The following is a 26,016-nucleotide window of genomic DNA, read 5'->3' as shown; positions in this document are numbered from 1 at the left end:
ATTGGCGATGGATCACCTTTTTATCTTCGCGGGCATGCTATCTTTTCCCCCATTATTTCCGCAATGCGTTGAGTCACAATCGGCCACGTAAACAGTGAAAGCGATTACATAACACCGCACAGGTAGATGAAGGAAGCGTTATGCCCGATTTTAACCCTATCGATCACCCACATCGCCGTTTCAACCCGCTTACGGGTCAGTGGGTGCTGGTGTCTCCGCACCGGGCCAAGCGCCCATGGCAGGGCCAGCAAGAAGCACCCGCGCAGGAAACCTTACCTGCACACGATCCCGACTGTTTTCTGTGCCCCGGTAATCAGCGCGTTACCGGCGATAAAAACCCTGATTACCCAGGCACCTACGTTTTCACCAATGATTTTGCCGCGCTGATGCCCGATACACCGCTAGCACCAGAGAACCCCGATCCGCTGATGCGCTGCCAAAGCGCACGCGGCATCAGCCGAGTGATCTGTTTCTCGCCCGATCACAGTAAAACGCTGCCGCAGCTCTCATTACCGGCGCTGGAACAGGTGATCGCCACCTGGCAGGCGCAAACCGCCGATCTGGGTCGCATTTATCCCTGGGTACAGGTGTTTGAAAACAAAGGGGCGGCGATGGGGTGTTCGAACCCCCATCCGCACGGCCAGGTATGGGCCAACAGCTTCCTGCCCAACGAGGCCGAACGCGAAGATCGCCTGCAACAGGACTATTTCCAACAGCACCACTCCCCTTTGTTGGTGGACTATGCACGGCGTGAACTGGCCGATGGCAGCCGAACCGTGGTGGAAACTGAGCACTGGCTGGCGGTGGTGCCTTACTGGGCGGCGTGGCCGTTCGAAACCCTGCTGTTGCCGAAAGCGGCGGTGCAACGCCTCACCGATCTCACGCCAGCGCAAAGTGGCGATCTGGCGATCGCCCTGAAGAAACTCACCAGCCGCTACGACAATCTGTTCCAATGCTCCTTCCCGTATTCGATGGGCTGGCACGGTGCACCGTTTAACGCTGCCGATAACCGCCATTGGCAACTGCATGCCCATTTCTACCCGCCGCTGCTGCGCTCCGCTTCGGTACGCAAATTTATGGTGGGCTACGAAATGCTGGCGGAAACCCAGCGCGATCTCACCGCAGAACAGGCCGCAGAACGCCTGCGCGCCGTCAGTGACATTCATTACTGTGAAGCCGGAGTGAAATAATGAGCCTCAAAAATACTACCCAAACCCTCTTTGCCCAACACTTTGGCTATGCACCTACCCTCACCATTCAGGCTCCGGGCCGGGTAAACCTGATTGGCGAGCACACCGATTACAACGACGGTTTTGTGCTGCCCTGTGCCATCGATTACCAAACGGTAATTAGCTGTGCCCCGCGCAGCGATCGCCAGATCCGCGTGCTGGCCGCCGACTACGACAATCAACAGGATCTGTTCTCGCTGGATGCCCCTATCGTCAGCCACCCAGAGCTGCGCTGGGCCGACTACGTGCGTGGGGTGATCAAACATCTGCAACTGCGCAATGCCCGTTTTGGCGGTGCCGATCTGGCGATCAGCGGTAATGTGCCGCAAGGGGCCGGGCTCAGTTCTTCAGCCTCGCTAGAAGTGGCGGTCGGCCAGGCAATACAAGCGCTGTATCAGTTGCCGCTCGACGGTGTGGCTCTGGCGTTGAACGGCCAGGAAGCCGAGAACCAGTTTGTCGGCTGTAACTGCGGCATTATGGATCAGTTGATATCCGCCCTGGGTAAACAGGATCATGCGTTGCTGATCGATTGCCGTTCGCTGGAAACGCGTGCGGTGCCGATGCCGAAAAACGTGGCGGTGGTGATCATCAACTCCAATGTGAAACGGGGATTGGTCGACAGCGAATACAATACCCGTCGCAAGCAGTGTGAAGAAGCGGCGCGCTTCTTTGGCGTTAAAGCGCTGCGTGATGTCAGCCCGGAGCTATTCTTCCCAATCCAGCACGAACTGGATCCTATCGTAGCCAAGCGGGCGCGCCATGTGATCAGCGAGAATGAACGCACACTGGCCGCTGCCGATGCGCTGGCCGCAGGCGATCTCAAACTGATGGGGAAACTGATGGCTGAATCACACGCCTCCATGCGTGATGACTTCGAAATTACCGTTCCGCCAATCGATAAGTTGGTTGAGATCGTTAAAAAAGCCATTGGCGATCGCGGTGGCGTACGAATGACCGGCGGCGGTTTCGGCGGCTGTATCGTGGCGCTGATGCCGCTGGATTTGGTGGAGCCGGTACGCGCAGCGGTAGCTCGGGAATATCCGCTGCAAACCAATGGCCTGCAAGAAACCTTCTACGTTTGTAAAGCATCGCAAGGAGCGGGCCCATGCTGACCGATTCACTCTCAAACGCCCCCGACGGCCAGCCGTTTACTCTCACTACCCTGCGTAATGCCGGGGGTATGACGGTTACGCTGATGGACTGGGGCGCAACCTGGCTTTCCGCCGTGCTGCCGCTCAAATCGGGTGAAAACCGTGAGTTGCTGCTCGGCTGCAAAACACCGGCGGATTATCTGCATCAAAGTGCCTATCTGGGGGCAACCGTTGGCCGCTATGCCAACCGCATCGCTTATGCCAGCTTGCCGATCGACGGCAAACCGCATCCGTTGGTGGCTAATCAGGGAGAACACCAGTTACACAGCGGGCCAGAAGGTTTCCACGCCCGCCGCTGGCAGATCGTGGCGCAAAATGAGCAACAGGTGGTGTATCAGTTGCATTCCGCAGATGGCGATCAGGGCTTCCCTGGCAATCTGGACGTTACGCTGACCTATCGGCTGACCGCCGATAACCGGTTGGAGATTGGCTATCAGGCTCAGGTTGACCGCGCCTGCCCGGTCAACTTGACCAATCATGCCTACTTCAATCTGGATGGCGCGGGCCACGATGCGCGCCAGCAGCGCTTGCAACTGTTCGCTGACCGCTATCTGCCGGTAGACAGCGAAGGCATCCCCAGTGCCGGTTTGACCGAGGTTGCAGGCACCGGAATGGATTTTCGCCAGCCGAAAACGCTATTGCAGGATTTTTTGCGCGATCGCGATCAGCAGCGGGTCAAAGGCTATGACCATGCCTACTTGCTGCACCGCACCTGTAGCGCGCTGGAAAACCCAGCGGCGCATCTGTGGTCGGCCGACGGCAAAGTCGAGTTAACCGTATTTACCAGTGCGCCAGCGCTGCAACTGTACAGCGGCAATTATCTGGCTGGCACGCCAGCGCGTGATGGCGGCACTTACGCCAGCTATGCCGGTGTGGCCTTGGAAAGTGAGTTCTTGCCCGACAGCCCGAATCATCCAGAATGGCCACAGCCGAGCTGTTGGCTGCAACCCGGCCAGCGTTATCAGAGCGCCACGCATTATCAGTTTAATCCTATTTGACCCGCCACGCCCCTCGCCACGCGGCAAGGGGCGGTATCGATATCGAATTCCCCTTCCATCCCGTCGGTAGTGATCTTTCCTTATTCCAAAGCCAGGACTAGAATCAGACAGCGGTGATAAGCACAACCTATTGTGCTTAGTCATAATTTTCGGCCATCCAGGCCGGTTAATAGCTGAAGGAACACCTATGCGTCTGATTACTGCACTTCCATTACTGGCAGGTTTAATGCTGAGCACCAATCTGATGGCTGCCGATACCGCAGCAAAAACGCCTTCACCGGCGCAGGCTGCCCAGCAGAAACGCATGACCGATTGTAATCAACAGGCCTCCAGCCAATCGCTGAAAGGTTCTGACCGTACCACCTTCATGAGCAGTTGCCTGAAGTCCGAAGGACACAAAACGGAAAAAGCCCTCACCCCACAACAGCAGAAAATGAAAAACTGCAACGCTGAAGCCTCGCAAAAGAGCCTGAAAAGCGATGAGCGTAAAGCCTTTATGAGCAACTGCCTGAAAAAATCAGCCTGATCGCATTAACTCTTCGGCGTGTTTGAGTTTCTCTCATTCACGCCGTTGCCTCTTCCCCCCACTTTCCCTGCTTTCCTCCTATGCCTTGTGGCAAGAAATTGACTATGGTTAAACCAGATGCCCAACAGTTCAAGTAGCCGGGTATATCGATTGCCGAGCCACCGGCCGCAGTAATATAATGATTCGCGTTATCATTCAATTATCAGATTATTGAGGAGTTAAGCTATGGCTGTAACCAAGCTGGTTCTGGTGCGTCACGGCGAAAGCCAGTGGAACAATGAAAACCGCTTCACCGGTTGGTATGATGTTGATCTGTCCGACAAAGGCCGCAGCGAAGCGCAGGCAGCAGGTAAACTGCTGAAAGATGAAGGTTTCGCTTTCGACTTCGCTTACACCTCCGTGCTGAAGCGCGCTATCCATACTCTGTGGAACATTCTGGATGAACTCGATCAGGCTTGGCTGCCGACCGAAAAATCCTGGAAATTGAACGAACGCCATTACGGCGCGTTGCAAGGCTTGAACAAATCTGAAACCGCTGAAAAATACGGCGATGAGCAGGTGAAACAATGGCGTCGTGGTTTTGCCGTGACGCCGCCAGAGTTGAGCAAAGATGACGAGCGCTACCCTGGCCACGATCCGCGCTATGCGCAACTGACCGATAAAGAGTTACCAACCACCGAGAGCCTGGCGCTGACTATCGATCGCGTGATCCCTTACTGGAACGCAGAAATCCTGCCGCGCATTAAAAGCGGTGAACGCGTGATCGTAGCAGCACACGGCAACTCGCTGCGTGCCCTGGTGAAATATCTGGATAATCTGAGCGAGGATGAAATCCTTGAGCTGAACATCCCAACCGGCGTGCCGCTGGTGTATGAGTTCGACGAGAATTTTAAACCGATTAAACGTTACTATCTGGGTAATGCCGATGAGATCGCCGCCAAAGCGGCTGCGGTAGCTAACCAGGGCAAAGCGAAATAATGATTCGCTGCTGAAGGCAAAAAGCCCTCGGTTTCTGGCCGAGGGCTTCTTTTTTAGCTGTTGCCGGGAATTAACTGCGGCGCGCCTTCACCGCTGCGGCCAGTTCACGCAAGGCGGTTTCGGTATCTTCCCAACCAATGCAAGCATCGGTAACGCTCTTACCGTAAACCAGCGGTTCGCCGCTTTCCAGGTTCTGATTCCCTTCCACCAGGTGGCTTTCGATCATCACACCGATAATGGCTTTTTCACCGCCGCGGAGCTGTTTGCAGACGTCTGCATTGACCTCCATCTGTTTCTTAAACTGTTTACTGCTGTTGGCATGGCTGAAATCGATCATCACCAGCGCTGGCAAGCCCGCTTTCGCCAGCCCTTCTTTCACTTCTTTGACATGTGCCGCGCTGTAGTTTGGCTCTTTACCACCGCGCAGGATGATATGGCAATCGCCGTTACCACCGGTATTAACAATCGCCGAATGGCCCCATTTGGTGACAGACAGGAAACAGTGTGGCGCGCCAGCGGCGTTGATCGCGTCAATTGCCACTTTGATGGTGCCGTCGGTACCATTCTTGAACCCTACCGGGCAAGACAGGCCGGAAGCCAGCTCGCGGTGCACCTGGGATTCGGTGGTGCGCGCACCGATAGCGCCCCAGCTCATCAGATCCGCCAGATATTGCGGGGTGATCATATCGAGGAATTCACCCGCCGCAGGCAAGCCGCTATCGTTGATGTCCAGCAGCAGTTTACGTGCCAAACGCAGGCCGTCGTTGATCTGGAAGCTGTTGTCCATCTGCGGATCGTTGATCAGCCCTTTCCAGCCAATGGTAGTGCGTGGTTTTTCGAAGTAAACACGCATCACCACTTCCAACTCACCGCTCAGTTCCTGCCGCAGTTTCAGCAGACGGGCCGCGTACTCTTTTGCCGCTTTGGTATCGTGAATCGAGCAGGGGCCGATCACCACCAGCAGGCGATCGTCATTGCCACGAAGGATTTTGTGAATCGAATTGCGCGCCTGCGACACCGTCTCCGCTGCCTGTTCGCTGGCCGGAAACTTCTCCAGCAGGGCCACAGGTGGCAGGAGTTCCTTAATTTCTTTAATGCGTAAATCGTCGTTTTGGTAATTCATAACTTTTCCATTCGGTATCGAGAGGTGTATTTCGCAGCATTCAGCATGAGATCCCAACAATCTAGCCTGTGAAACTGGCGCTGTAAATCACCTTTGGCGTGGCAAATGCGGCAAATGCGGGCGATCGCCGTATTCTTCCTGTGAGAGGCGGTATGGCGTTTCTACCAAATGCAGCCAGTAGTGGATATCTGAATGCCGTTCATCGCCATAGCAAGCTTGCTGCTCAACCTGTTTGGCTTGTGGCGGCTGTATCGCTCCAGCTTGTGTGATTACCAAGTATTTTGAACTCAGAGGGCCAGCCTCTGAGTTCTCATTGCGGCATTATGCTGCGGAAGATAATGGCCGCGAATGATTCCGGGAAGCACTGCGGATCCACAACCAGGAGCCGTTGAGTGCAATCAGCGTCAGAATAACATACTCCAGCGCCATCGCGTAAACCCCCTGGTAGGCAAAGATTGCCACACTGATCACATCAATCACCACCCACAGTAACCAGTTCTCAACGTATTTGCGCGTCATCAGGATCATCGCCGCAATCGACAACACCATCATCGTTGAATCCCAGAATGGGAAGGCATCCGGCTGTAGTTCTGGCATTTGCACGCTAAGGCCAAGTGCCTGCATCACCGTTACCGCGATCTGCGTCAGATAAGCAAATACGCGATCGATATTAAAGGTCATTAAGGCAATACCAACGATGCATAGCGCGCCCCACATCAACGCCTTAGGCAACGATAGCCAGCGGATCTTCAGTTCGGCCTGATTGTCCTGCGTCTGGCGGCTCCAGGCATACCAGCCGTAAATATTGGCCACGAAGAAAAACAGTTGCAACAGCAGGCTGGCATAAAGCTGGATCTGGAAAAAGATGACGGCAAACAGCGTCACGTTAATCAGACCAAACAGGTAGTTGATGATTTTCTCTTTGCTGGCATACCAGATGCACAGCAAGCCAAATAGCGTGCCGATGGCTTCAATCCATGACAAATCGTAACCCCCTGCGCCAAGCGGAATGTGAACCAAAATATTGCTGGTACTAAAAAAACTCATCTCGCTATCCTTATCAAACGGCTAATCGGCAATCAGGCATTCCCTTTCACCAGCATCTTCAACTGTGCGGCAAACGCCAGCATACGGTTGAGCGGGATCAGCGCTTTTTCACGCACTGCGCCATCAACAAAAATTTCATGCTGGGCACCGCCCTGTTCCAACCCTTCGGCAATCGCTTTCAGGCCGTTCATCGCCATCCACGGGCAATGAGCGCAACTGCGGCAGGTTGCCCCTTCGCCAGCCGTCGGAGCCTCAAACAGTTCTTTGCCTGGGCAAGCCTGCTGCATCTTGTAGAAAATACCGCGATCGGTGGCGACAATCAGTTGCTGATTTGGCAACGTTGTTGCCGCCTGAATCAGTTGGCTGGTAGAACCCACGGCATCGGCCAGATCGACAACCGCCTGGGGCGACTCCGGGTGCACCAATATCGCAGCCTCTGGGTATAGCGCCTTCATGCGTATCAGCGCCTGGGTTTTAAACTCGTCATGAACGATACAAGCGCTCTGCCAGCACAGCACATCTGCGCCAGTCTGCTTCTGTACATAGTGGCCAAGATGACGGTCAGGTGCCCAGATGATTTTCTCACCCAAACTGTCGAGATGTTCTATCAGCTCAACCGCGATACTGGAGGTCACCACCCAATCAGCGCGCGCTTTTACGGCTGCCGAGGTGTTGGCATAAACCACAACGGTACGATCCGGATGGCTATCGCAAAACGCGTTGAACTCCGCCTCTGGGCAACCGAGATCGAGCGAACACTCGGCGTTCAGCGTCGGCATCAGTACCTGCTTTTCCGGGCTGAGGATCTTGGCAGTTTCCCCCATAAAACGCACCCCGGCGACTAACAGGGTTGAAGCCGGATGATTGCTGCCAAAACGCGCCATCTCAAGTGAATCCGCCACGCAGCCACCGGTTTCTTCTGCCAGTGCCTGGATCTCGGGATCGGTATAGTAGTGGGCTACCATTACCGCATCACGCTGTTTGAGCAAGGTTTTGATTTTTTGCCGATAGAAAGCCTTCTCGGCTACGTCCAACGGCACCGGTTTCGGCGGGAAAGGATACACCGCCGCGTTGATATCAAACATTTCACTCATCGCTATCATCTCTGTGCTAGGCTGTTCGTCTGCTTATCAGGCGATATCTTGCCCCCTGCAAACACCTTCGTTTTATATACTAAACAAAATACCTAAAATTGAGTGAGAAGTCGCTGATATTTTTAATTTATAGTGGTTATTGTTTAATGGATTAAAATTCTGCAAGAGTAAGACAGGGGGTTGAAAGAGATAAAGCTGTGGATTGTAATGTGGGATACTTAAACTGAATATCAGACCGTTGGGTTTGAAAGAAGATGTGAAGGATCTTTAAGATTGGTGGGTCGTGCAGGATTACTCGGCTTCGCCTCGCCCTTCGGGCCATCGCTGGCGCGATGTTGTCTCGCTTCGCTCGACCCGAACCTTTACGGTTCTCATCCTTTACGATTCTACTCTTTGCCAATTCATCAAGAATTGGTGGGTCGTGCAGGATTCGAACCTGCGACCAATTGATTAAAAGTCAACTGCTCTACCAACTGAGCTAACGACCCGCAGAAGTGGTGGGTGATGACGGGCTCGAACCGCCGACCCCCTCCGTGTAAAGGAGATGCTCTACCAACTGAGCTAATCACCCACTGCTGTGGTTTACTACTGAATTTCTTTTTCGCTCGACTCGAACCTTTACGGTTCTCATCCTTTACGATTCCACTCTTTGCCAATTCATTAAGAATTGGTGGGTCGTGCAGGATTCGAACCTGCGACCAATTGATTAAAAGTCAACTGCTCTACCAACTGAGCTAACGACCCATTGCTGTGGTTTACTACTGAATTTCTCTCTTGCCCTATTCCACTTTTTACCAATTCATCAAGAATTGCTGGGTCGTGCAGGATTACTCGGCTTCGCCTCGCCCTTCGGGCCATCGCTCGCGCGATGTTGTCTCGCTTCGCTCGACTCGAACCTTTACGGTTCTCATCCTTTACGATTCCACTCTCTACCAACTCATTAAGAATTGGTGGGTCGTGCAGGATTACTCGGCTTCGCCTCGCCCTTCGGGCCATCGCTCGCGCGATGTTGTCTCGCTTCGCTCGGCTCGAACCTTTACGATTCTCATCCTTTACGATTCCACTTTTTACCAACTCATTAAGAATTGGTGGGTCGTGCAGGATTCGAACCTGCGACCAATTGATTAAAAGTCAACTGCTCTACCAACTGAGCTAACGACCCACTGTTGTGGTTTACTACTGAACCGCGTGAAGAACTTTCTCTTCCAATCCATTAAGAATTGGTGGGTCGTGCAGGATTACTCGGCTTCGCCTCGCCCTTCGGGCCATCGCTTGCGCGATGTTGTCTCGCTTCGCTCGGCTCGAACCTTTACGGTTCTCATCCTTTACGATTCCACTCTCTACCAACTCATTAAGAATTGGTGGGTCGTGCAGGATTCGAACCTGCGACCAATTGATTAAAAGTCAACTGCTCTACCAACTGAGCTAACGACCCACTGTCGTGGTTTACTGCTGATTAATACAGAATGGAAAATCCGTATCGAAGAAAACTGGAGTGGCAAACAGGATTACTCAGCTTCACATCGCTTTACTTACTATCGCTTACGCGATGCTTTTTCGCTAATGCTTGGCTTGCACCTGCGGCCAATTGATTTGAAGTCAACTGCTCTACTTAACGAAGCTAACGACCCAATTTCCTTGCTGCTTTAACATCTTGCAAGATGTCTTGGCAACGGCGGCATATATTACTAATTTATCTTGGCAGCGCAACCTAAATTTTGGCGCAATAGGTTCAACTGCTTGTTCTTCACGCGAATGAGCCCAGAAATCGGTCAAAACGACTAAGTTCTGGGCTCAGTTTTTATTTACAGGCTGGCTGCGCGTTTCTTTGCCTGCTTGGCCGCATCGCTGGTTGGGTAGGATTTGATCACCTGCTGGTAAACAGCTTTGGCTTTATCAACCTGGCCTTTTTCCTGCATGATCACCCCAACTTTAAACATAGCGTCCGGTGACTTGGGTGACTTGGGAAAACTCTTCACCACCACCGCATAATAGTAAGCCGCATCTTCCTTCTTACCCTTGTTGTAGAACAACTGACCGAGCCAATAGTTAGCATTAGGTTGGTAAGTAGACTTTGGGTATTGCTTTATGAAAGCTTGGAAAGCGGAGATCGCCTGATCGTACTGTTTTTTTTCCAGCGCTAATGAAACAGCAGCATTGTAGTCGCTGTTTTCATCACCGGTACTCGCCGGAGTGGCTGCCGCTGCCACAGGTGCACTACTGGCACTGTCAGCGGGCGCAGCCGTAGCTGCGGCACCACCTGCTGCTGCATCTGTGGAATTCTGTGCGCCACCCTGGCTGAGGCTATCCATCTGCTGATAGATCTGTTTCTGGCGTTCAACCACCTGATTCAACTGATATTGGCTTTCCTGGATCTGCCCACGGAGAGTATCAATATCACGCTGATTATCAGAGAGTTGTTGCTGGAGTTGATTTAAAAGCTGGCCCTGAGCATTACTGATGCGCTCAAGAGAAGTGACACGGTCTTCGACCGAGCCGGAGCCGACATTACTGATTGGCGCTTGGGCAGTAGCGGCCCATGGGACCGCTACGCCAACCAGTAACGACAGACCCAACAGATGACGTCTGAAGTTACTGTTCATGCGATTCTCTTAGTAAACCAGAACGGCACGACGGTTTTTAGCCCAAGCCGCTTCGTCGTGGCCCAGTACTGCTGGTTTTTCTTTACCGTAAGAAACGATAGAGATCTGGTCAGCAGAAACGCCTTTACCTTGCAGGTACATTTTAACTGCGTTAGCACGACGCTCGCCCAGAGCGATGTTGTACTCTGGCGTGCCGCGCTCATCCGCATGGCCTTCAACGGTCACTTTGTAGGATGGATTGCTACGCAGGAATGCAGCGTGCGCATCCAGCATCTGAGAGAACTCAGAGCTGATGTCGTATTTGTCCAGACCGAAGTAAACAATGTTGTTCCTCTGCAGTTCTTGCATCTGCAGACGAGCTTGTTCTTCAGAAGACAGGTTGCTGCTGCCATTTTCTGTACCAGTGCCAGCGCCGAGCATACCAGATTGGTCGTTGTTTGCGCTTTTGTTAGAACTACAGGCCGCCACAGCCAGAACTGGCAGTGCCAGCAGTAAAGCTTTCAGCACTTTGTTCAGTTGCATTTCTTTGATCCTTTTATAGTTTGCTATACATATTTTACACATGCATCACAGATACGGCGACCAGGCAGGTGATTTGACCTGTCCATCGGTTGCCGGAAGACGCGCTTTGAAACGCCCATCAGTCGATACCAACTGCAGGACGGAGCCCATACCTTGCGTGGAGCTATAAATCACCATGGTACCGTTTGGTGCAATACTTGGTGTTTCATCCAGTTGTGTGTTCGTTAATACTTGAACCGCTCCCGAAGTGAGATCTTGTTTGGCGATATGCTGAGCACCACTGTTGGAACTCACCATCACCAGGAACTTGCCATCCGGGCTCACATCAGAGTTCTGATTCTGAGCACCTTCCCAAGTCAGGCGTTGTGGAGCACCGCCGCTTGCGCTGATTTTATAAATCTGAGGACGCCCACCCTGATCGGAGGTATACGCCAGCGATTGGCCATCAGGGAACCAGCTAGGTTCGGTGTTATTGCTGCGGCCATCGGTGATCTGGCTGATCTGGCCAGAACCCAGGTTCATCACGTACAGATGCAGGCTACCGCTCTTGGAGAGAGCAAATGCCAGGCGACTGCCGTCTGGTGAGAATGCAGGGGCACCGTTATGACGTGGGAAAGAAGCTACCTGTTGGATAGCACCGTTAGCCAGAGTCTGAATAACCAGCGCTGAACGGCCACTTTCAAAGGTCACATAAGCCAGTTTGCTACCATCTGGTGACCAGGCTGGCGACATTAATGGTTCTGGTGAGCGGTGCACTACAAACGTATTGAAGCCGTCATAGTCTGATACGCGCACCTCATACGGGAATTGCCCACCGTTGGTCTGCACCACATAGGCGATGCGGGTACGGAACGCACCTTTGATACCGGTCAGCTTTTCAAACACTTCATCACTGGCGGTATGAGCAGAATAACGCAACCATTGCTTGGTCACTTTATACTGGTTCTGTGCCAGAACGGTGCCTGGAGAGCCTGAGGTATCTACCAGTTGGTAGGAGATCAGATAGCTGCCATCAGCGCCAGGTTGCACCTGACCGACAACCACGGCGTCGATGCCCAACGCAGTCCAAGCCGCTGGCGTCACTTCAGACGCAGTGCTCGGTTGCTGCGGCATACGTGCCACATCAATAGGGTTGAATTTGCCGCTGTTGCGTAGATCTGCGCCGACAATCTGACCAATATCTTCTGGAGGCGTGCCTGGACCCGCCCATTTAAATGGCACCACCCCAATCGGGCGAGCAGAGTCGACCCCTTGGGTGATTTCAATGCGAACTTCCGCGTGCAGCACGGATGCCCACAGGACTAACAAACCTAACATTACTCGAAATGCCTGCTTCATCTCATCTCCCTTATCCAGGCGGGATGCCCGCGATAAATTAGCAGAATTTTAACAAACCAACGCAAACAAAACTACGTTTACCCAAAGAATCCAGAGCTTTCAACCAACAACGCTGCAAACAGAGAAACAATGGGTAAAATCCCTGTTGGTTACCTTAGTACATCCTTGCGTTTTACTCAGTTATAACAACCATTACTGTGGCTTAAATGTAAGAGGAGCATTCTTAAACGCTTCATACACGGCCTGAGTAGGTGGTTTAGGAATCCGAGCCTGTTTAGCCGCAGCAATTGCAGCCTGACACAATGCAGGATCTCCACCTTCAGCCTTAACGTCAATCAGCAAACCATCTGGAGCCAATTTAATACGCAAATCACAGGTTCTACCCTTGTATAAATCAGCATCGTAAAACTTGCTCTGTATTGCAGAAGTAATCTGCCCTAGGTAGCCATTAATCTCAGCACCACTTGCCCCCGCAGCTTTGGCATTACCCTGCCCTGCTGGTTTACCGTCGCCTTTTGCTTTAGCACCGCCACCTTTCGGCGCGTTTTTACCATCCGCCAAATCACCAAACAAGTCGTCCACGTCAGCAGACTGTTTAGCCGCCTCTGCCGCTGCCTTCTTCTTGGCATCTGCCGCTTTCTTGGCTTCCGCCGCCTTCTCAGCAGCAGCGGCTTTTTTCGCTTCCTCTGCTGCCGCTTTCTTCTCGGCATCAGCAGCAGCTTTTTTCTCGGCAGCTTCAGCCGCTTTCTGTTCAGCTGCGGCGGCGGCCTCTTTCTTCGCCTCTTCCGCCTGCTTCTTGGCGACCGCGACGGCGGCAGCTTCTTTCTTGGCTTCCGCTTCTGCTTTCTTCTGTGCGTCTGCCTGAGCCTTGGCTATTTTATCCGCCTCGGCTTTGGCTTTTGCCGCAGCTTGTTCAGCCGCTTTCTGTTGTTCTTTAGCCTTAGCCGCGGCAACTTCAGCCGCTTTCTGCTGCTCAGCCGCCTGTTGTTGCTGTTCGGCTGCTTTCTTCTGCTGTTCTGACTGTGCTTTGGCATCCTGCGCCGCTTTTTCCTGCGCGGCCAAGCGTGCCTGTTCAAGCTCTTTCAAACGCTGTTGTTCCGCAGCCTGTTTCTGCTGTAATTCTTCTGCCTGCTGCTCCGCCTTCTTCTGACGTTGCTTTTCGGCACGTTGTGCATCGCTGCTCTGCTGCTGCTGGCGATTGTACTGCTCCACCACCGCCCCAGGATCGACCATCACTGCACCGACGACGGAACCGTCGCCGCCACCGCCAGCACTCATTTCGGCGTTCTCTTGCAGCGATCCCCAAATCAACAGGGCAATCAATATGATGTGCAGAACCACCGAAACAATAACGGCGCGGTTCAGCTTATCGTTTTGCTCAGTTGCCTTTACCAAAATAGAGTCCCAAAAACTGGTGCTTAAACGGGGTTTCTGCCCCATCGGCAGAAACCGGGTTGCCTCTCACCTTACGGTCAGATTGGCTGGGTCATCAGCCCCACGGAAGCTACGCCCGCCTGATGGAGAATATTCAATGCCTTGATAATCTCATCATAGGGTACTTCCTTTGCCCCACCGATCAAGAAGACCGTCTTCGGATTAGCCGCCAAACGCGACCGCGCTTCAGCCGCAACCTGTTCGGGCGGCAACAGCTCCATGCGATTATGATCCACCACCAAGGTGTATTGGCCCACGCCGGAAACTTCTAGAATCACCGGCGGGTTATCGTCGCTGGACACCGTTTTGGAGTCCGTGGCGTCAGGCAAATCAACCTCAACGCTTTGGGTGATAATCGGTGCAGTCGCCATAAAAATCAGTAACAACACCAAAAGCACGTCCAACAGCGGAACAATATTGATTTCCGACTTCAGCTCACGACGGTTACGACCACGAACTTTCGCCATGCTACCTCCTACTTATTTGCTGTCGCTGGAGAAGGCCTGACGATGCAGAATAGCGGTAAACTCTTCCATAAAGTTGTCGTAATTCTGCTCAAGCTTGTTAACACGCTGGTTGAGGCGGTTGTAAGCCATAACGGCAGGGATCGCAGCAAACAGGCCAATCGCGGTGGCGATCAACGCTTCAGCGATACCCGGTGCCACCATCTGCAACGTGGCTTGTTTAACTGCGCCCAAAGCAATAAAGGCATGCATAATCCCCCACACGGTACCAAACAGGCCGATATACGGGCTGATGGAACCGACTGTGCCGAGGAAAGGAATGTGAGTTTCCAGAGTTTCCAGCTCGCGATTCATCGAAATACGCATCGCACGTGACGCTCCTTCGATCACCGACTCCGGTGCGTGACTGTTAGCACGGTGCAAACGGGCAAACTCTTTAAAGCCAGAATGGAAAATTTGTTCCGAGCCCATCAGGCTATCGCGGCGCGCCTGGCTTTCCTGATACAAACGGGAAAGCTCAATACCGGACCAGAACTTGTCTTCAAAGGCTTCGGCATCCCGCGTGGCCGCATTCAAAATGCGGGTGCGCTGGATGATAATCGCCCAGGAGGCAACTGAGAAGCCTATCAGAATCAACATGATAAGCTTAACCAGCAGGCTTGCCTTCAAGAATAAATCTAGGATGTTCATGTCAGTCACTGCTTAAACTCCGCGACAATAGACTTAGGAAGCGCTATCGGCTTCATTTGGTGTGGATCAATGCATGCAATCAACACATCGGCCTGACTCAAAAGAGTACCGTCAGAATTGACAATGCGTTGAGCAAACGTGAGAGAGGCCCCACGCATTGAGGTGATTTCACTCTGTACTTCCAGCAGATCATCGAGACGAGCCGGTAACAGATAATCCACCGTCATGCGCCGGACAGCAAAAGCGACATGTTCACTGAGCAGCTGCTGTTGATGAAAGTTATGCTGACGCAGCATCTCTGTGCGCGCTCTTTCGTAAAAGGCGACGTAGCGGGCATGGTAAACCACACCGCCGGCATCGGTGTCTTCGTAATAGACACGAACCGGCCATCGAAACAACGTATTACTCACGATACTTCCAAGCCAATGCAATTTAACGTTGCTACTATACGCAAGACAGATCGGGTTGGGAATGGGTTACCGGATGGGAATGCAAATAATTATGGGCCTGAATGGCCCATAACACGCGGATATGCTGCAGATTATAAAGAAACGTAAAGTAATCCTGCGGCCAGGATTACAATTGCAGGCAATGGCGCAAAAAATGCGCGCCAGAACATCTTCTGAGGCCGGAAACCAACGCCGTGAACCATGCCCGCACACACCGCCCACATTAGCAGGAGGCCCTGCCAAATCTCCAGCGAACTGGTGCGCGCCGCAAAACGGCTGGGATCCCAGAATATACATCCCGCTAAAAACAACGCCAGCACCAATGAAAGGGCCCGAATCGGGCCCTTGTCAGTGATAGCGTACAGCCTATCAGTAAGCGATGAACTCATTACTTACTGTCTTGCTGTGCTTGCGAATCTTCAATGTGCTCAAGCGCCAGAGCCGTAATGATACCGAAGGCACAGGCAAGAAGCGTTCCGAGGATCCAGGCAAAATACCACATGGTTTAGCTCCTTTTGCTTAGTACAGTGAATGCTTGTTGTTTTCGATGAACTTCTTATCCAAGCGCCCAAACATTTTGTAGTACGACCAGCAGGTGTACGCCAGAACAATTGGCACGAAGATAATCGCCACAACGGTCATCACTTTCAACGTCAGCAGACTGGAAGTCGCATCCCACATGGTCAGACTGACGTTAGGCATGGTGCTCGAAGGCATAACAAACGGGAACATGGTTACCCCGGCCGTCAAGATCACACAAGCAATCGTCAGCGATGAAGTCAGGAACGCCATAGCCCCTTTCTCCAGGCGGGAGAACAGAACGGTGAACAACGGCAAGATCACGCCCAGCGCTGGCAGCGCCCACAGAATCGGATACTTGTTGTAGTTGATCAGCCAGGCACCTGCCTGATGAGCCACTTCTTTACGCAACGGGTTAGATTCCGCCGCAGTATCCAGAACTGAGGTCACCACAAAACCATCAATACCTTTCACCAGCCATACACCGGCCAGCAAGAAGCAGACTGCCATCACCAGAGTTGCAATCTGTGCCGCAGCACGTGAACGCAGGTGGAGTTCACCCGTGGTACGCATCTGCAGATAGGTTGCACCCTGGCTTACCAGCATCGTCAGGCTGACAATCCCAGCCAACAGCGCGAACGGGTTAAGCAGTTGGAAGAAGTTGCCAGTGTAGAACAGGCGCAGATATTCGTTAACGTGGAACGGAACCCCTTGCAGCAGGTTACCGAACGCCACACCGAATACCACAGCAGGCACGAAACTGCCGATAAAGATGCCCCAGTCCCACATGTTACGCCAGCGGCTGTTTTCCAGCTTCGAACGGTAGTCAAAACCGACCGGGCGGAAGAACAACGCGGCCAACACCAGGATCATGGCTATATAAAAGCCCGAGAACGCAGCGGCGTAAACCATTGGCCACGCGGCAAACAGTGCGCCCCCTGCGGTGATCAGCCACACCTGGTTACCATCCCAGTGCGGAGCAATGGAGTTGATCATTATCCGGCGTTCAGTATCGTTTTTGGTGATAACAGGCATCAGGATACCGACACCCATATCGAAACCATCCGTGACTGCGAAACCGATCAGCAATACGCCAACCAGAACCCACCAGATAAATCGTAGTACTTCATAATCAAACATAAGTGGACTCCTGTTTAGCGCGCTTCCTGCACGGTGGCAGTCGGTTGTTCAAAATGATAGCGGCCAGTTTTCAGGCTGCTTGGACCCAGACGCGCAAACTTGAACATCAGGTACATTTCAGCCACCAGGAACAGGGTGTACAAGCCGCAAATCAGCCCCATCGAGAACAGTATATCGCCTACGGTCAACGAAGAAGTGGCAACTGCGGTTGGCAGTACCTCACCTATCGCCCACGGCTGACGACCATACTCTGCCACGAACCAGCCTGCTTCTACTGCAATCCAAGGTAATGGAATGCCGTACAGCGCTGCGCGATGCAGCCATTTCTTCTCACCGATACGGCCACGCAATACGCTCCAGAACGACATGCCGATAATGAACAGCATGATCACGCCACAGGCCACCATGATACGGAAGGCGAAATACAGCGGAGCAACACGTGGAATTGAATCGTTGGTTGCCTGCTGGATCTGCGCTTCTGTCGCGTCGGTAACGTTTTCGGTATAACGCTTCAGCAACAGACCATAGCCCAAATCCTGCTTGATGTTATTGAATTCAGCACGCACTGCCGGATCGGTATTGCCACCACGCAGGCTTTCCAGCAACTGGTATGCCTTCATACCGTTACGGATACGAACCTGGTGCTGAACCATCAAATCCCGCAAACCGATAACCGGGGTATCAATAGAACGGGTAGCAATCAGGCCGAGCGCCCATGGGATCTGAATAGCAAAGGAGTTCTCCATTCGCTCCTGATTCGGAATACCGAACAGAGTAAATGCCGCCGGTGCCGGTTGAGTATCCCATTCGGCTTCAATAGCAGCCAGTTTGGTTCTCTGCACGTCACCCATTTCGTAACCAGATTCATCACCCAGTACGATAACGGAAAGGATCGCAGCCATACCAAAGCTGGCAGCAATGGCAAAGGAGCGTTTAGCAAACGCAATGTCACGACCTTTCAGCAGATAGTAAGAGCTGATCCCCAGAATGAACATGGCACCCGTGGTGTAACCAGAAGCCACGGTGTGAACAAACTTCACCTGTGCAACCGGGTTGAGTACCAGTTGGGAGAAGCTGACCATCTCCATACGCATGGTTTCGAAGTTGAAATCAGAAGCAATCGGGTTCTGCATCCAGCCGTTGGCAACCAGGATCCACAGAGCGGACAGGTTTGAACCAAGAGCCACAAACCAGGTTACCGTCAGATGCTGTACTTTGCTCAGACGATCCCAGCCGAAGAAGAACAGGCCGACCAGCGTTGATTCCAGGAAGAACGCCATCAGACCTTCGATGGCCAGCGGGGCCCCGAAGATATCACCGACGTAGTGAGAGAAATATGACCAGTTAGTCCCGAACTGGAACTCCATGGTCAAACCGGTGGCCACACCCAGAGCAAAGTTAATTGCAAATAACTTGCCCCAGAATTTGGTCATATCTTTATAAATTTGTTTGCCAGACAGCACATATACCGTTTCCATAATTGCTAACAAAAACGCCATACCTAGCGTTAATGGAACAAATAGAAAATGGTACATCGCCGTTAAGGCAAACTGTAAGCGCGACAGTTCGACAATATCAAACATCTTGACTCCTTGCTCCTGGCAGGAAGACTCCGACTTGCGGTTATCGGTACGGCTCCGTAAAGAGTAACCGGTAACGCCCCGCAGTGAATGCCCTTAAAAACAACAAATTTGATCCAGCCTGTTTGCTTTCAATCGCACATTCACAGCCTGACCACGGTGGCCGGGAGCAAAACGCACCTATGAAAACCGACAGCGGGTAACAAATGCAACAAGATCAACCATCCCTAATTACACAATGGCATGATACTCGCCAAATCCCATACAATAAATAGGTTTTTACGTGACGTGGCTTAGACTTTTGGCGACAGGTCAAAAAGAAGCCAAAAGAGGTATTCCAGCTTATTTTGATCTAGAGCAATTTAAGCCTATCTGCCTATTATTTCCAGATTCTATTACATGTTTTCGCGTAATTTTCCTGGTGGCATGTTGCATAATAGTTTAATTGTTTTTTATTGATATTTTTGTGTTAAATAAATGTAATTTAAAATAACCACGATTGTATTAAGTGAAGATTTTCATTCGAAATATATTAACTTTTTATTTCCAATAAATAATTGCAGTGAGTTAACTCACAAATCAGCTTCAGATTAATTAGTCATAGACTATGTTGAGAGGTTGATCGCAAATCCTGCAAATACATGGTATTGGCTACAGAAACTGCCCCGATTAACGTCAGAAACCTCATTCTTGGGTGCGTTGTGAGCGATAATTCAAGGGATAAAAAAGCCACCCCAAAGGGTGGCCAAACATGTCGAGATACTGTTTTTATCGTGAAATATCAGCGATTCAATATGGCTTTCACTGCATCACCGATGTCAGCCAGGCTGCGCACGGTTTTGACCCCTGCTGCTTCCAGCGCCGCGAACTTCTCATCCGCAGTGCCTTTACCGCCAGCAATGATGGCACCCGCATGGCCCATACGCTTGCCTTTAGGCGCAGTAACACCGGCGATGTAACCAACAACCGGCTTGGTCACGTGATCTTTGATGTAAGCTGCCGCTTCTTCTTCAGCGCTACCGCCAATCTCGCCGATCATCACGATCGCTTCAGTCTGCGGATCTTGCTGGAACATCTTCAGAATATCGATAAAGTTGGAACCTGGGATCGGATCACCACCAATACCTACGCAGGTTGACTGGCCCAGACCTGCATCGGTCGTTTGCTTCACCGCTTCATAGGTCAGTGTACCTGAGCGGGAAACGATACCCACTTTGCCTGGCAGATGGATATGGCCTGGCATGATACCGATTTTGCATGCGCCCGGCGTGATCACACCTGGGCAGTTCGGGCCGATCATACGTACACCGGCTTCATCCAGCTTCACTTTCACCGTCAGCATATCCAGCGTTGGGATACCTTCAGTAATGGTGATAATCAGTTTAATGCCTGCATCGATCGCTTCCAGAATGGAATCTTTGCAGAACGGGGCTGGAACATAAATCACCGAGGCCGTTGCACCGGTCGCTTCAACCGCTTCACGCACGGTGTTGAACACCGGCAGGCCCAGATGCACTGTACCGCCTTTGCCCGGCGTCACACCGCCGACCATTTTAGTGCCGTAAGCGATAGCCTGTTCGGAATGGAAGGATCCTTGGCTACCGGTAAAACCCTGGCAAATGACTTTGGTGTTCTTATCAATTAAAATGGACATTATTTACCCTCCACTGCCGCAACAACTTGCTGAGCCGCATCAGTCAGGCTGGTCGCAGCAATGATATTCAGACCGCTGTCCGCCAGTTTCTTGGCGCCCAGCTCGGCGTTGTTCCCTTCCAGACGCACCACCACCGGAACGTTAACCCCGACTTCAGCAACGGCGCCAATGATACCGTCGGCGATCAGATCGCAGCGTACGATACCGCCGAAAATGTTAACCAGAACCGCTTTCACTTTGTCGTCAGACAGAATGATTTTAAACGCTTCGGTTACGCGCTCTTTGGTCGCACCACCGCCCACGTCCAGGAAGTTAGCTGGCTCACCACCGTGCAGTTTTACGATATCCATGGTACCCATGGCCAAACCGGCACCGTTCACCATGCAACCGATGTTACCGTCGAGGGCAACATAGTTAAGCTCCCACTGAGCCGCACGGGATTCACGCTCATCTTCCTGAGAAGGATCGCGCATTTCACGCAGTTCAGGCTGGCGGAACAACGCATTACCATCAGCGCCCAGTTTGCCATCCAGGCAGATCAAATCACCCTGCTTGGTGATCACCAGCGGGTTGATCTCAACCATCGCCAGGTCACGCTCTAGGAACAACGTTGCCAATCCCATAAAAATCTTGGCGAACTGGCTGACTTGCTTACCGGTCAGACCCAGTTTGAACGCCAGTTCACGGCCTTGGTAAGGCTGTGGCCCTGCCAATGGGTCGATGGTCATTTTGTGGATCAGTTCCGGCGTTTCTTCCGCAACTTTCTCAATTTCAACGCCACCCTCTGTCGAAGCCATGAACACTACGCGACGGCTTGCGCGATCAACCACGGCACCCAGATACAATTCTTTGTCGATGTCAGTTGCCGCTTCCACCAGGATCTGGTGAACCGGCTGACCCAGCGCATCCGTCTGATAAGTCACCAGACGCTTGCCCAACCAGGCTTCAGCAAAAGCACGAATGTCTTCTTTGCTGTTAACAACTTTAACGCCGCCAGCTTTACCGCGGCCGCCAGCATGAACCTGACATTTCACCACCCACGGGCCGGAGCCGATTTTAGATGCGGCTTCTTCTGCTTCACGCGGTGTGGTACAGGCATAACCGGTTGGTGCAGGCATGCCATACCGAGCAAACAGTTGTTTTGCCTGATATTCGTGTAAATTCATGATGTTCTATCCATTCAGGTCTGAAAAGTTTTAGCCTGTCATCTTCAAGCGACTGAGTACAGGCCACATAGCACAGAGTGTGGGTGCGGCAATTGCCGCACCCAGGCAGGAATTAAACGTCTAACAGCAGGCGAGCGGGATCTTCCAGCATCTCTTTGACCGTCACCAGATAACCCACGGACTCGCGGCCGTCGATCAGGCGGTGATCGTAAGACAGTGCCAGATACATCATCGGCTGAATCACAACCTGACCATTGACCGCCATCGGGCGATCTTTGATGGCGTGCATGCCCAGAATAGCGCTCTGCGGTGGGTTGATGATCGGGGTAGACATCAGTGAACCGAATACGCCGCCGTTGGTAATAGTGAAGTTACCGCCGGTCAGCTCTTCTACCGTCAATTTACCGTCACGGCCTTTGACCGCCAGTTCTTTGATTCTCTTCTCGATGTCCGCCATGCCCATGGTGTCCACATCACGCAGCACTGGGGTCACCAGCCCACGCGGGGTAGATACCGCAATGCTGATATCGAAGTAGTTGTGGTAAACCACATCGGTACCATCGATAGAGGCATTCACTTCAGGGAAGCGTTTCAGAGCTTCGACTACCGCTTTGATGTAGAAGGACATAAAGCCCAAGCGTACACCATGGCGTTTTTCGAAGGCTTCACCGTATTGCTTGCGCAGATCCATGATCGGCTGCATGTTGATTTCGTTGAAGGTGGTCAGCATTGCGGTGCTGTTCTTCGCTTCCAACAGGCGCTCGGCCACACGCTTACGCAAGCGAGTCATCGGTACGCGTTTTTCACTGCGGCTGCTCAAAGCAGGCTGCGGTGCAGTTTCTGGTGCAGAAACAGCAGCAGGCTTATCTGCTTTCTTGCTGCCAGCCAGATGTGCTTCCACATCTTCACGAGTGATACGACCACCGACACCACTGCCTTTGATCGCCGCAGCATCAAGCTCGTGCTCCGCAATCAGGCGGCGGATCGCCGGGCTGAGTGAGTCGTTGTTTTCTTCTTCCAGGCTAGCAGTGGCGCGCTGTGCCGGGGTAGCTTCTTTGCTCTGCGTTTTCCCTTCGGTCGGTTTGCCAGAGCTGTCGCCCGGGCGGATACGGCCGATGAGCTGGCGCGAGGTTACGGTTGCGCCCTCGTCTTCCAGAATCGCATCGAGGATCCCCGCTTCGCTGGCTGGCACTTCCAGCACCACTTTGTCGGTTTCGATCTCAACCAGAACTTCATCACGCTTTACCGCATCGCCTGGTTTTTTATGCCAAGTGGCTACGGCCGCATCAGCAACCGATTCAGGAAGGTCAGGAACCAGAATATCTACGCTACTCATTAAGCTTTCCCTTAAGTTTTTTACCCTTCATCTTTCAAGTTGTCGCGGGGTTGGCTGTTCTCTCTCCCCAGCCACTTATAGCGCCTGGGGAGTCGTCCAGTTACCGCCTTGCTACACCCTGAAATCTAGGGATACTAATCAATATTCAACGCGTCATTCACCAGAGCCTGCTGCTGCTTCTGGTGTACGGACAAGTAGCCAACCGCCGGAGAGGCGGAGGCCGGGCGTCCGGCGTAACGCAAAGAAGCCCCAAATGGGATCACTTCACGGAAGTTATGCTGGCTGCAATACCAAGCGCCCTGGTTCAGCGGCTCTTCCTGACACCAGACGAAATCATGCACATGGGCATACTGCTCCAGCACCGCCTGAACTGCCTGATGCGGGAATGGATACAGTTGCTCAATACGTACGATCGCAACGTCTTTCTGGTCATTCTTGCGGCGCTGTTCCAGCAGATCGTAATAAACCTTACCAGAACACAGCACTACGCGTTTTACCGCCTGCGGATCCAGTTCGTCGATCTCACCAATAGCCGGTTGGAAAGTGCCGTTCGCCAGTTCTTCCAGAGAAGAAGTCGCCAACGGATGGCGCAACAGAGACTTAGGTGACATCACCACCAACGGACGACGCATACCACGCAACGCCTGACGACGCAGCATATGGTAGACCTGTGCAGGCGTGGACGGGATGCACACTTGCATATTCTGCTCGGCACACAGTTGCAAATAACGCTCCAGGCGCGCAGAGGAGTGCTCTGGCCCTTGGCCTTCGTAACCATGTGGTAGCAGCATCACCAGACCACACATCCGGCCCCATTTCTGCTCACCAGAACTGATGAACTGGTCGATTACCACCTGTGCACCGTTGGCGAAGTCGCCAAACTGTGCTTCCCAGATGGTCAGAGTACGTGGCTCGGCAGTGGCATAACCGTATTCGAATGCCAACACAGCTTCTTCAGACAGTACGGAGTCCCAAACTTTGAACTCACCCTGCCCGCTATGAATATTAGCCAGCGGAACGTAAACCGAACCATTTTTCTGGTTGTGCACCACAGCATGGCGGTGGAAGAAGGTGCCACGACCCGCATCTTCACCAGAAATACGGATTGGGATGCCTTCGTCTGCCATCGTGGCATAAGCCAGCGTTTCAGCCGCACCCCAGTCGAATGCTTTATTACCCGCTGCCATCTCGGCACGATCACCGTAGATTTTCGCTACGCGCGACTGCATTTCGATCGCTTCAGGTACGGTACTGATACGGCGTGCCAATTCCTGTAAGCGCTTCATCTCAACCTTGCTTGGGTACTCTTCGTCCCACTCATGGTTCAGATACGGTGACCAGGTAAAGGAGTGCAGGTTCATCGGACGCCATTCTTCAACCACACAATCACCGCGATCGAGTGCATCGCGATACAGGTTGACCATTTCCGTGGCATCTTCCAGGCTGGCAATCTTCTGCTCGGTCAGGACGTCAGCGTAAATCTTGCGCGGCGTAGGGTGTTTTTTGATCTTCTGATACATCACCGGCTGGGTTGCACTTGGCTCATCGGCCTCGTTATGCCCATGGCGACGGTAACAGACCAGATCGATCATAACGTCACGTTTAAAGGTGTTACGGAAATCCAACGCCAAGCGGGTAACAAAGGCTACCGCTTCTGGATCGTCAGCATTCACATGGAAGATCGGTGCCTGTACCATTTTGGCGATGTCGGTACAGTACTGGGTAGAACGTGCATCCAACGGATTGGAGGTAGTGAAACCAACCTGGTTGTTGATGACGATACGTACCGTACCACCGACTTCATAGCCACGTGCCTGAGACATGTTCAGGGTTTCCTGAACCACCCCCTGGCCGGTAATAGCCGCATCACCGTGGATGGTAATTGGCAGCACCATATTGCTGCGCGCTTCGTCCAGACGATCGCGACGGGCACGCACCGAACCCATAACTACCGGGCTGACGATCTCCAGGTGTGACGGGTTGAACGCCAGCGCCAGGTGAACCATGCCGCCTTCCGTTTCAACATCAGAAGAGAAGCCTTGGTGATATTTCACGTCACCGGTGCCCAGATGTTCTTTATGCTTACCGGCAAACTCGTCGAACAGATCGGCAGGTTTTTTACCCAGCACGTTGATCAGCACGTTCAGACGGCCACGGTGAGCCATGCCCAATACCACTTCACGGGTACCGTTTTTACCTGCATGACGAATCATCTCTTTCAGCATTGGCACCAATGCATCGCCACCTTCCAGCGAGAAGCGTTTCGCCCCTGGGAATTTAGCACCGAGATAACGTTCCAGCCCTTCGGCTGCGGTCAGTTCGTTCAAGAAGCGGCGCTTCTCGTCTACGGTGAAACTGGCCTGCCCCACTACCGATTCAATGCGCTGCTGGATCCAGCGTTTTTCTTCGGTATTGGTAATGTGCATATACTCTGCACCGATAGAACCACAATAAGTCTGCTTCAGCGCGCTATACAGGTCACCTAACTTCATGGTTTCTTTACCAATGGCAAAAGAACCCACGTTGAAGGTTTCCTGGAAGTCGGCTTCACTCAGGTTGTGATAGGCAAGACCAAGATCGGGAACCCGTTCCTGTTTCCACAGGCCGAGTGGATCAAGGTTTGCATGCTGATGCCCGCGGAAACGGAAGGCGTTAATCAGTTGCAATACCTTGACCTGTTTGGCATCGGTTTCAGGATCGTTAATGGTGGTGTTGTAACGCGCAGAATCCTTCGCCAGGCGGCGGAAGTAATCTCGCGTTTGGGAGTGGAGCTGATCGGGTTTAACACCCGCGGTTGGTAGCTGTTGAAAAATGGAACGCCAGCTATCTTCAACGGAACTCGGATCGGTTAAAAAGTCTTCATAGAGCTGCTCTATGTAGGACTGGTTCGCGCCCGCCAGATAGGAGGAATCCAGCCAGGCCTTCATTGCGCCGTTCTGCATTATGATCCCTTAAGCTTTTAAAGCTTCAGTTTT

General features: G+C 52.6%; 24 protein-coding genes, 5 tRNA genes and 4 other RNA genes. 5 read left to right on the top strand and 28 right to left on the bottom strand.

From position 1 onward, the window contains the following. The first annotated feature begins 140 nt into the window (after positions 1-140). The 5 genes from galT (at position 141) to gpmA (ending at position 4,882) form a co-directional block, all read left to right on the top strand. A complete protein-coding gene (gene galT, locus ACX9GT_RS07505; RefSeq protein WP_473190492.1) occupies positions 141-1,190 on the top strand; it encodes a galactose-1-phosphate uridylyltransferase in 1,050 nt (349 codons plus the stop codon). Further along, a complete protein-coding gene (gene galK / locus ACX9GT_RS07500; RefSeq protein WP_473191530.1) occupies positions 1,187-2,341 on the top strand; it encodes a galactokinase in 1,155 nt (384 codons plus the stop codon). Before galT ends, galK begins: the two co-directional genes overlap by 4 nt. Next, positions 2,335-3,378 carry a galactose-1-epimerase gene (gene galM, locus ACX9GT_RS07495; RefSeq protein ID WP_473190491.1) on the top strand — a complete coding sequence of 348 codons (1,044 nt, stop codon included), beginning with the start codon at positions 2,335-2,337 and terminating at the stop codon, positions 3,376-3,378. Before galK ends, galM begins: the two co-directional genes overlap by 7 nt. Before the next feature lie 187 nt (positions 3,379-3,565). After that, entirely contained in the window at positions 3,566-3,904 is a 339-nt protein-coding gene (locus ACX9GT_RS07490; RefSeq protein WP_473190490.1) for a PsiF family protein, read from the top strand. A 225-nt stretch (positions 3,905-4,129) separates the two neighbouring features. Then, positions 4,130-4,882: a 2,3-diphosphoglycerate-dependent phosphoglycerate mutase gene (gene gpmA, locus ACX9GT_RS07485; protein WP_473190489.1), complete on the top strand. Its 753-nt coding sequence runs from the start codon at positions 4,130-4,132 to the stop codon at positions 4,880-4,882. A gap of 70 nt (positions 4,883-4,952) precedes the next feature. On the opposite strand, the gene aroG is transcribed toward gpmA, so the two are convergent. The 28 genes from aroG to sucA all read right to left on the bottom strand — a co-directional run bounded on the left by aroG (position 4,953) and on the right by sucA (position 25,983). Beyond that, a complete protein-coding gene (aroG, locus tag ACX9GT_RS07480; protein ID WP_473190488.1) occupies positions 4,953-6,005 on the bottom strand; it encodes a 3-deoxy-7-phosphoheptulonate synthase AroG in 1,053 nt (350 codons plus the stop codon). 87 nt (positions 6,006-6,092) lie between these two features. Further along, entirely contained in the window at positions 6,093-6,281 is a 189-nt protein-coding gene (locus ACX9GT_RS07475; protein WP_473190487.1) for a hypothetical protein, read from the bottom strand. A 45-nt stretch (positions 6,282-6,326) separates the two neighbouring features. Beyond that, on the bottom strand, positions 6,327-7,052 hold the full coding sequence (gene pnuC, locus ACX9GT_RS07470) for a nicotinamide riboside transporter PnuC (protein WP_459399399.1): 726 nt from the start codon (positions 7,050-7,052) through the stop codon (positions 6,327-6,329). A gap of 32 nt (positions 7,053-7,084) precedes the next feature. Continuing rightward, positions 7,085-8,146 (bottom strand): quinolinate synthase NadA, encoded by a 1,062-nt coding sequence (gene nadA / locus ACX9GT_RS07465; protein WP_473190486.1) that lies wholly within the window; start codon positions 8,144-8,146, stop codon positions 7,085-7,087. A gap of 274 nt (positions 8,147-8,420) precedes the next feature. Continuing rightward, a non-coding RNA gene (locus ACX9GT_RS07460) (RtT sRNA) lies at positions 8,421-8,542 on the bottom strand. A 16-nt stretch (positions 8,543-8,558) separates the two neighbouring features. Then, positions 8,559-8,634 (bottom strand) — tRNA-Lys (locus ACX9GT_RS07455). Between the two features lie 7 nt (positions 8,635-8,641). Continuing rightward, a tRNA-Val gene (locus ACX9GT_RS07450) sits at positions 8,642-8,717 on the bottom strand. A gap of 97 nt (positions 8,718-8,814) precedes the next feature. Continuing rightward, a tRNA-Lys gene (locus ACX9GT_RS07445) sits at positions 8,815-8,890 on the bottom strand. A gap of 66 nt (positions 8,891-8,956) precedes the next feature. Beyond that, a non-coding RNA gene (locus tag ACX9GT_RS07440) (RtT sRNA) lies at positions 8,957-9,078 on the bottom strand. Positions 9,079-9,094: 16 nt separating this feature from the next. Continuing rightward, positions 9,095-9,216: non-coding RNA, RtT sRNA (locus ACX9GT_RS07435), on the bottom strand. A 16-nt stretch (positions 9,217-9,232) separates the two neighbouring features. Continuing rightward, positions 9,233-9,308, bottom strand: a tRNA-Lys gene (locus ACX9GT_RS07430). Between the two features lie 59 nt (positions 9,309-9,367). Then, a non-coding RNA gene (locus tag ACX9GT_RS07425) (RtT sRNA) lies at positions 9,368-9,489 on the bottom strand. 16 nt (positions 9,490-9,505) lie between these two features. Continuing rightward, positions 9,506-9,581 (bottom strand) — tRNA-Lys (locus tag ACX9GT_RS07420). 370 nt (positions 9,582-9,951) lie between these two features. After that, complete coding sequence (gene cpoB / locus ACX9GT_RS07415; RefSeq protein WP_473190485.1) at positions 9,952-10,749, bottom strand: cell division protein CpoB; 798 nt, start codon at positions 10,747-10,749, stop codon at positions 9,952-9,954. Positions 10,750-10,758: 9 nt separating this feature from the next. Beyond that, positions 10,759-11,271 carry a peptidoglycan-associated lipoprotein Pal gene (gene pal, locus ACX9GT_RS07410; RefSeq protein WP_459399402.1) on the bottom strand — a complete coding sequence of 171 codons (513 nt, stop codon included), beginning with the start codon at positions 11,269-11,271 and terminating at the stop codon, positions 10,759-10,761. Positions 11,272-11,316: 45 nt separating this feature from the next. Further along, positions 11,317-12,609, bottom strand: a complete 1,293-nt coding sequence (tolB, locus tag ACX9GT_RS07405; protein ID WP_473190484.1) for a Tol-Pal system beta propeller repeat protein TolB — start codon at positions 12,607-12,609, stop codon at positions 11,317-11,319. 192 nt (positions 12,610-12,801) lie between these two features. Next, on the bottom strand, positions 12,802-14,004 hold the full coding sequence (gene tolA, locus ACX9GT_RS07400) for a cell envelope integrity protein TolA (RefSeq protein WP_473190483.1): 1,203 nt from the start codon (positions 14,002-14,004) through the stop codon (positions 12,802-12,804). 77 nt (positions 14,005-14,081) lie between these two features. Beyond that, entirely contained in the window at positions 14,082-14,510 is a 429-nt protein-coding gene (tolR, locus tag ACX9GT_RS07395; protein WP_459399405.1) for a colicin uptake protein TolR, read from the bottom strand. A 12-nt stretch (positions 14,511-14,522) separates the two neighbouring features. Continuing rightward, a complete protein-coding gene (tolQ, locus tag ACX9GT_RS07390; protein ID WP_459399406.1) occupies positions 14,523-15,206 on the bottom strand; it encodes a Tol-Pal system protein TolQ in 684 nt (227 codons plus the stop codon). Beyond that, positions 15,203-15,607, bottom strand: coding sequence for a tol-pal system-associated acyl-CoA thioesterase (gene ybgC / locus ACX9GT_RS07385; protein WP_076940895.1), 405 nt, complete (start codon positions 15,605-15,607; stop codon positions 15,203-15,205). Before ybgC ends, tolQ begins: the two co-directional genes overlap by 4 nt. A gap of 131 nt (positions 15,608-15,738) precedes the next feature. Further along, positions 15,739-16,035 (bottom strand): cyd operon protein YbgE, encoded by a 297-nt coding sequence (gene ybgE, locus ACX9GT_RS07380; RefSeq protein ID WP_473190482.1) that lies wholly within the window; start codon positions 16,033-16,035, stop codon positions 15,739-15,741. Further along, complete coding sequence (gene cydX, locus ACX9GT_RS07375) at positions 16,035-16,148, bottom strand: cytochrome bd-I oxidase subunit CydX (RefSeq protein ID WP_459399408.1); 114 nt, start codon at positions 16,146-16,148, stop codon at positions 16,035-16,037. Before cydX ends, ybgE begins: the two co-directional genes overlap by 1 nt. A 17-nt stretch (positions 16,149-16,165) precedes the next feature. Next, on the bottom strand, positions 16,166-17,305 hold the full coding sequence (gene cydB / locus ACX9GT_RS07370; protein ID WP_473190481.1) for a cytochrome d ubiquinol oxidase subunit II: 1,140 nt from the start codon (positions 17,303-17,305) through the stop codon (positions 16,166-16,168). A 14-nt stretch (positions 17,306-17,319) separates the two neighbouring features. Then, positions 17,320-18,888 (bottom strand): cytochrome ubiquinol oxidase subunit I, encoded by a 1,569-nt coding sequence (cydA, locus tag ACX9GT_RS07365; RefSeq protein WP_459399410.1) that lies wholly within the window; start codon positions 18,886-18,888, stop codon positions 17,320-17,322. A gap of 778 nt (positions 18,889-19,666) precedes the next feature. Next, positions 19,667-20,539: a succinate--CoA ligase subunit alpha gene (gene sucD / locus ACX9GT_RS07360; protein ID WP_473190480.1), complete on the bottom strand. Its 873-nt coding sequence runs from the start codon at positions 20,537-20,539 to the stop codon at positions 19,667-19,669. Beyond that, a complete protein-coding gene (sucC, locus tag ACX9GT_RS07355) occupies positions 20,539-21,705 on the bottom strand; it encodes an ADP-forming succinate--CoA ligase subunit beta (protein ID WP_459399412.1) in 1,167 nt (388 codons plus the stop codon). The genes sucD and sucC overlap by 1 nt, the downstream gene beginning before the upstream one ends. Before the next feature lie 112 nt (positions 21,706-21,817). Continuing rightward, entirely contained in the window at positions 21,818-23,041 is a 1,224-nt protein-coding gene (gene odhB / locus ACX9GT_RS07350) for a 2-oxoglutarate dehydrogenase complex dihydrolipoyllysine-residue succinyltransferase (protein ID WP_473190479.1), read from the bottom strand. Positions 23,042-23,175: 134 nt separating this feature from the next. Next, entirely contained in the window at positions 23,176-25,983 is a 2,808-nt protein-coding gene (sucA, locus tag ACX9GT_RS07345; RefSeq protein ID WP_473190478.1) for a 2-oxoglutarate dehydrogenase E1 component, read from the bottom strand. Between the last annotated feature and the right edge of the window lie 33 nt (positions 25,984-26,016).

The organism is Serratia sp. YWN4 (assembly GCF_055790845.1).
Note: the sequence above shows the minus strand (reverse complement) of the source record. Positions and strands in the feature narration are given on the sequence as shown.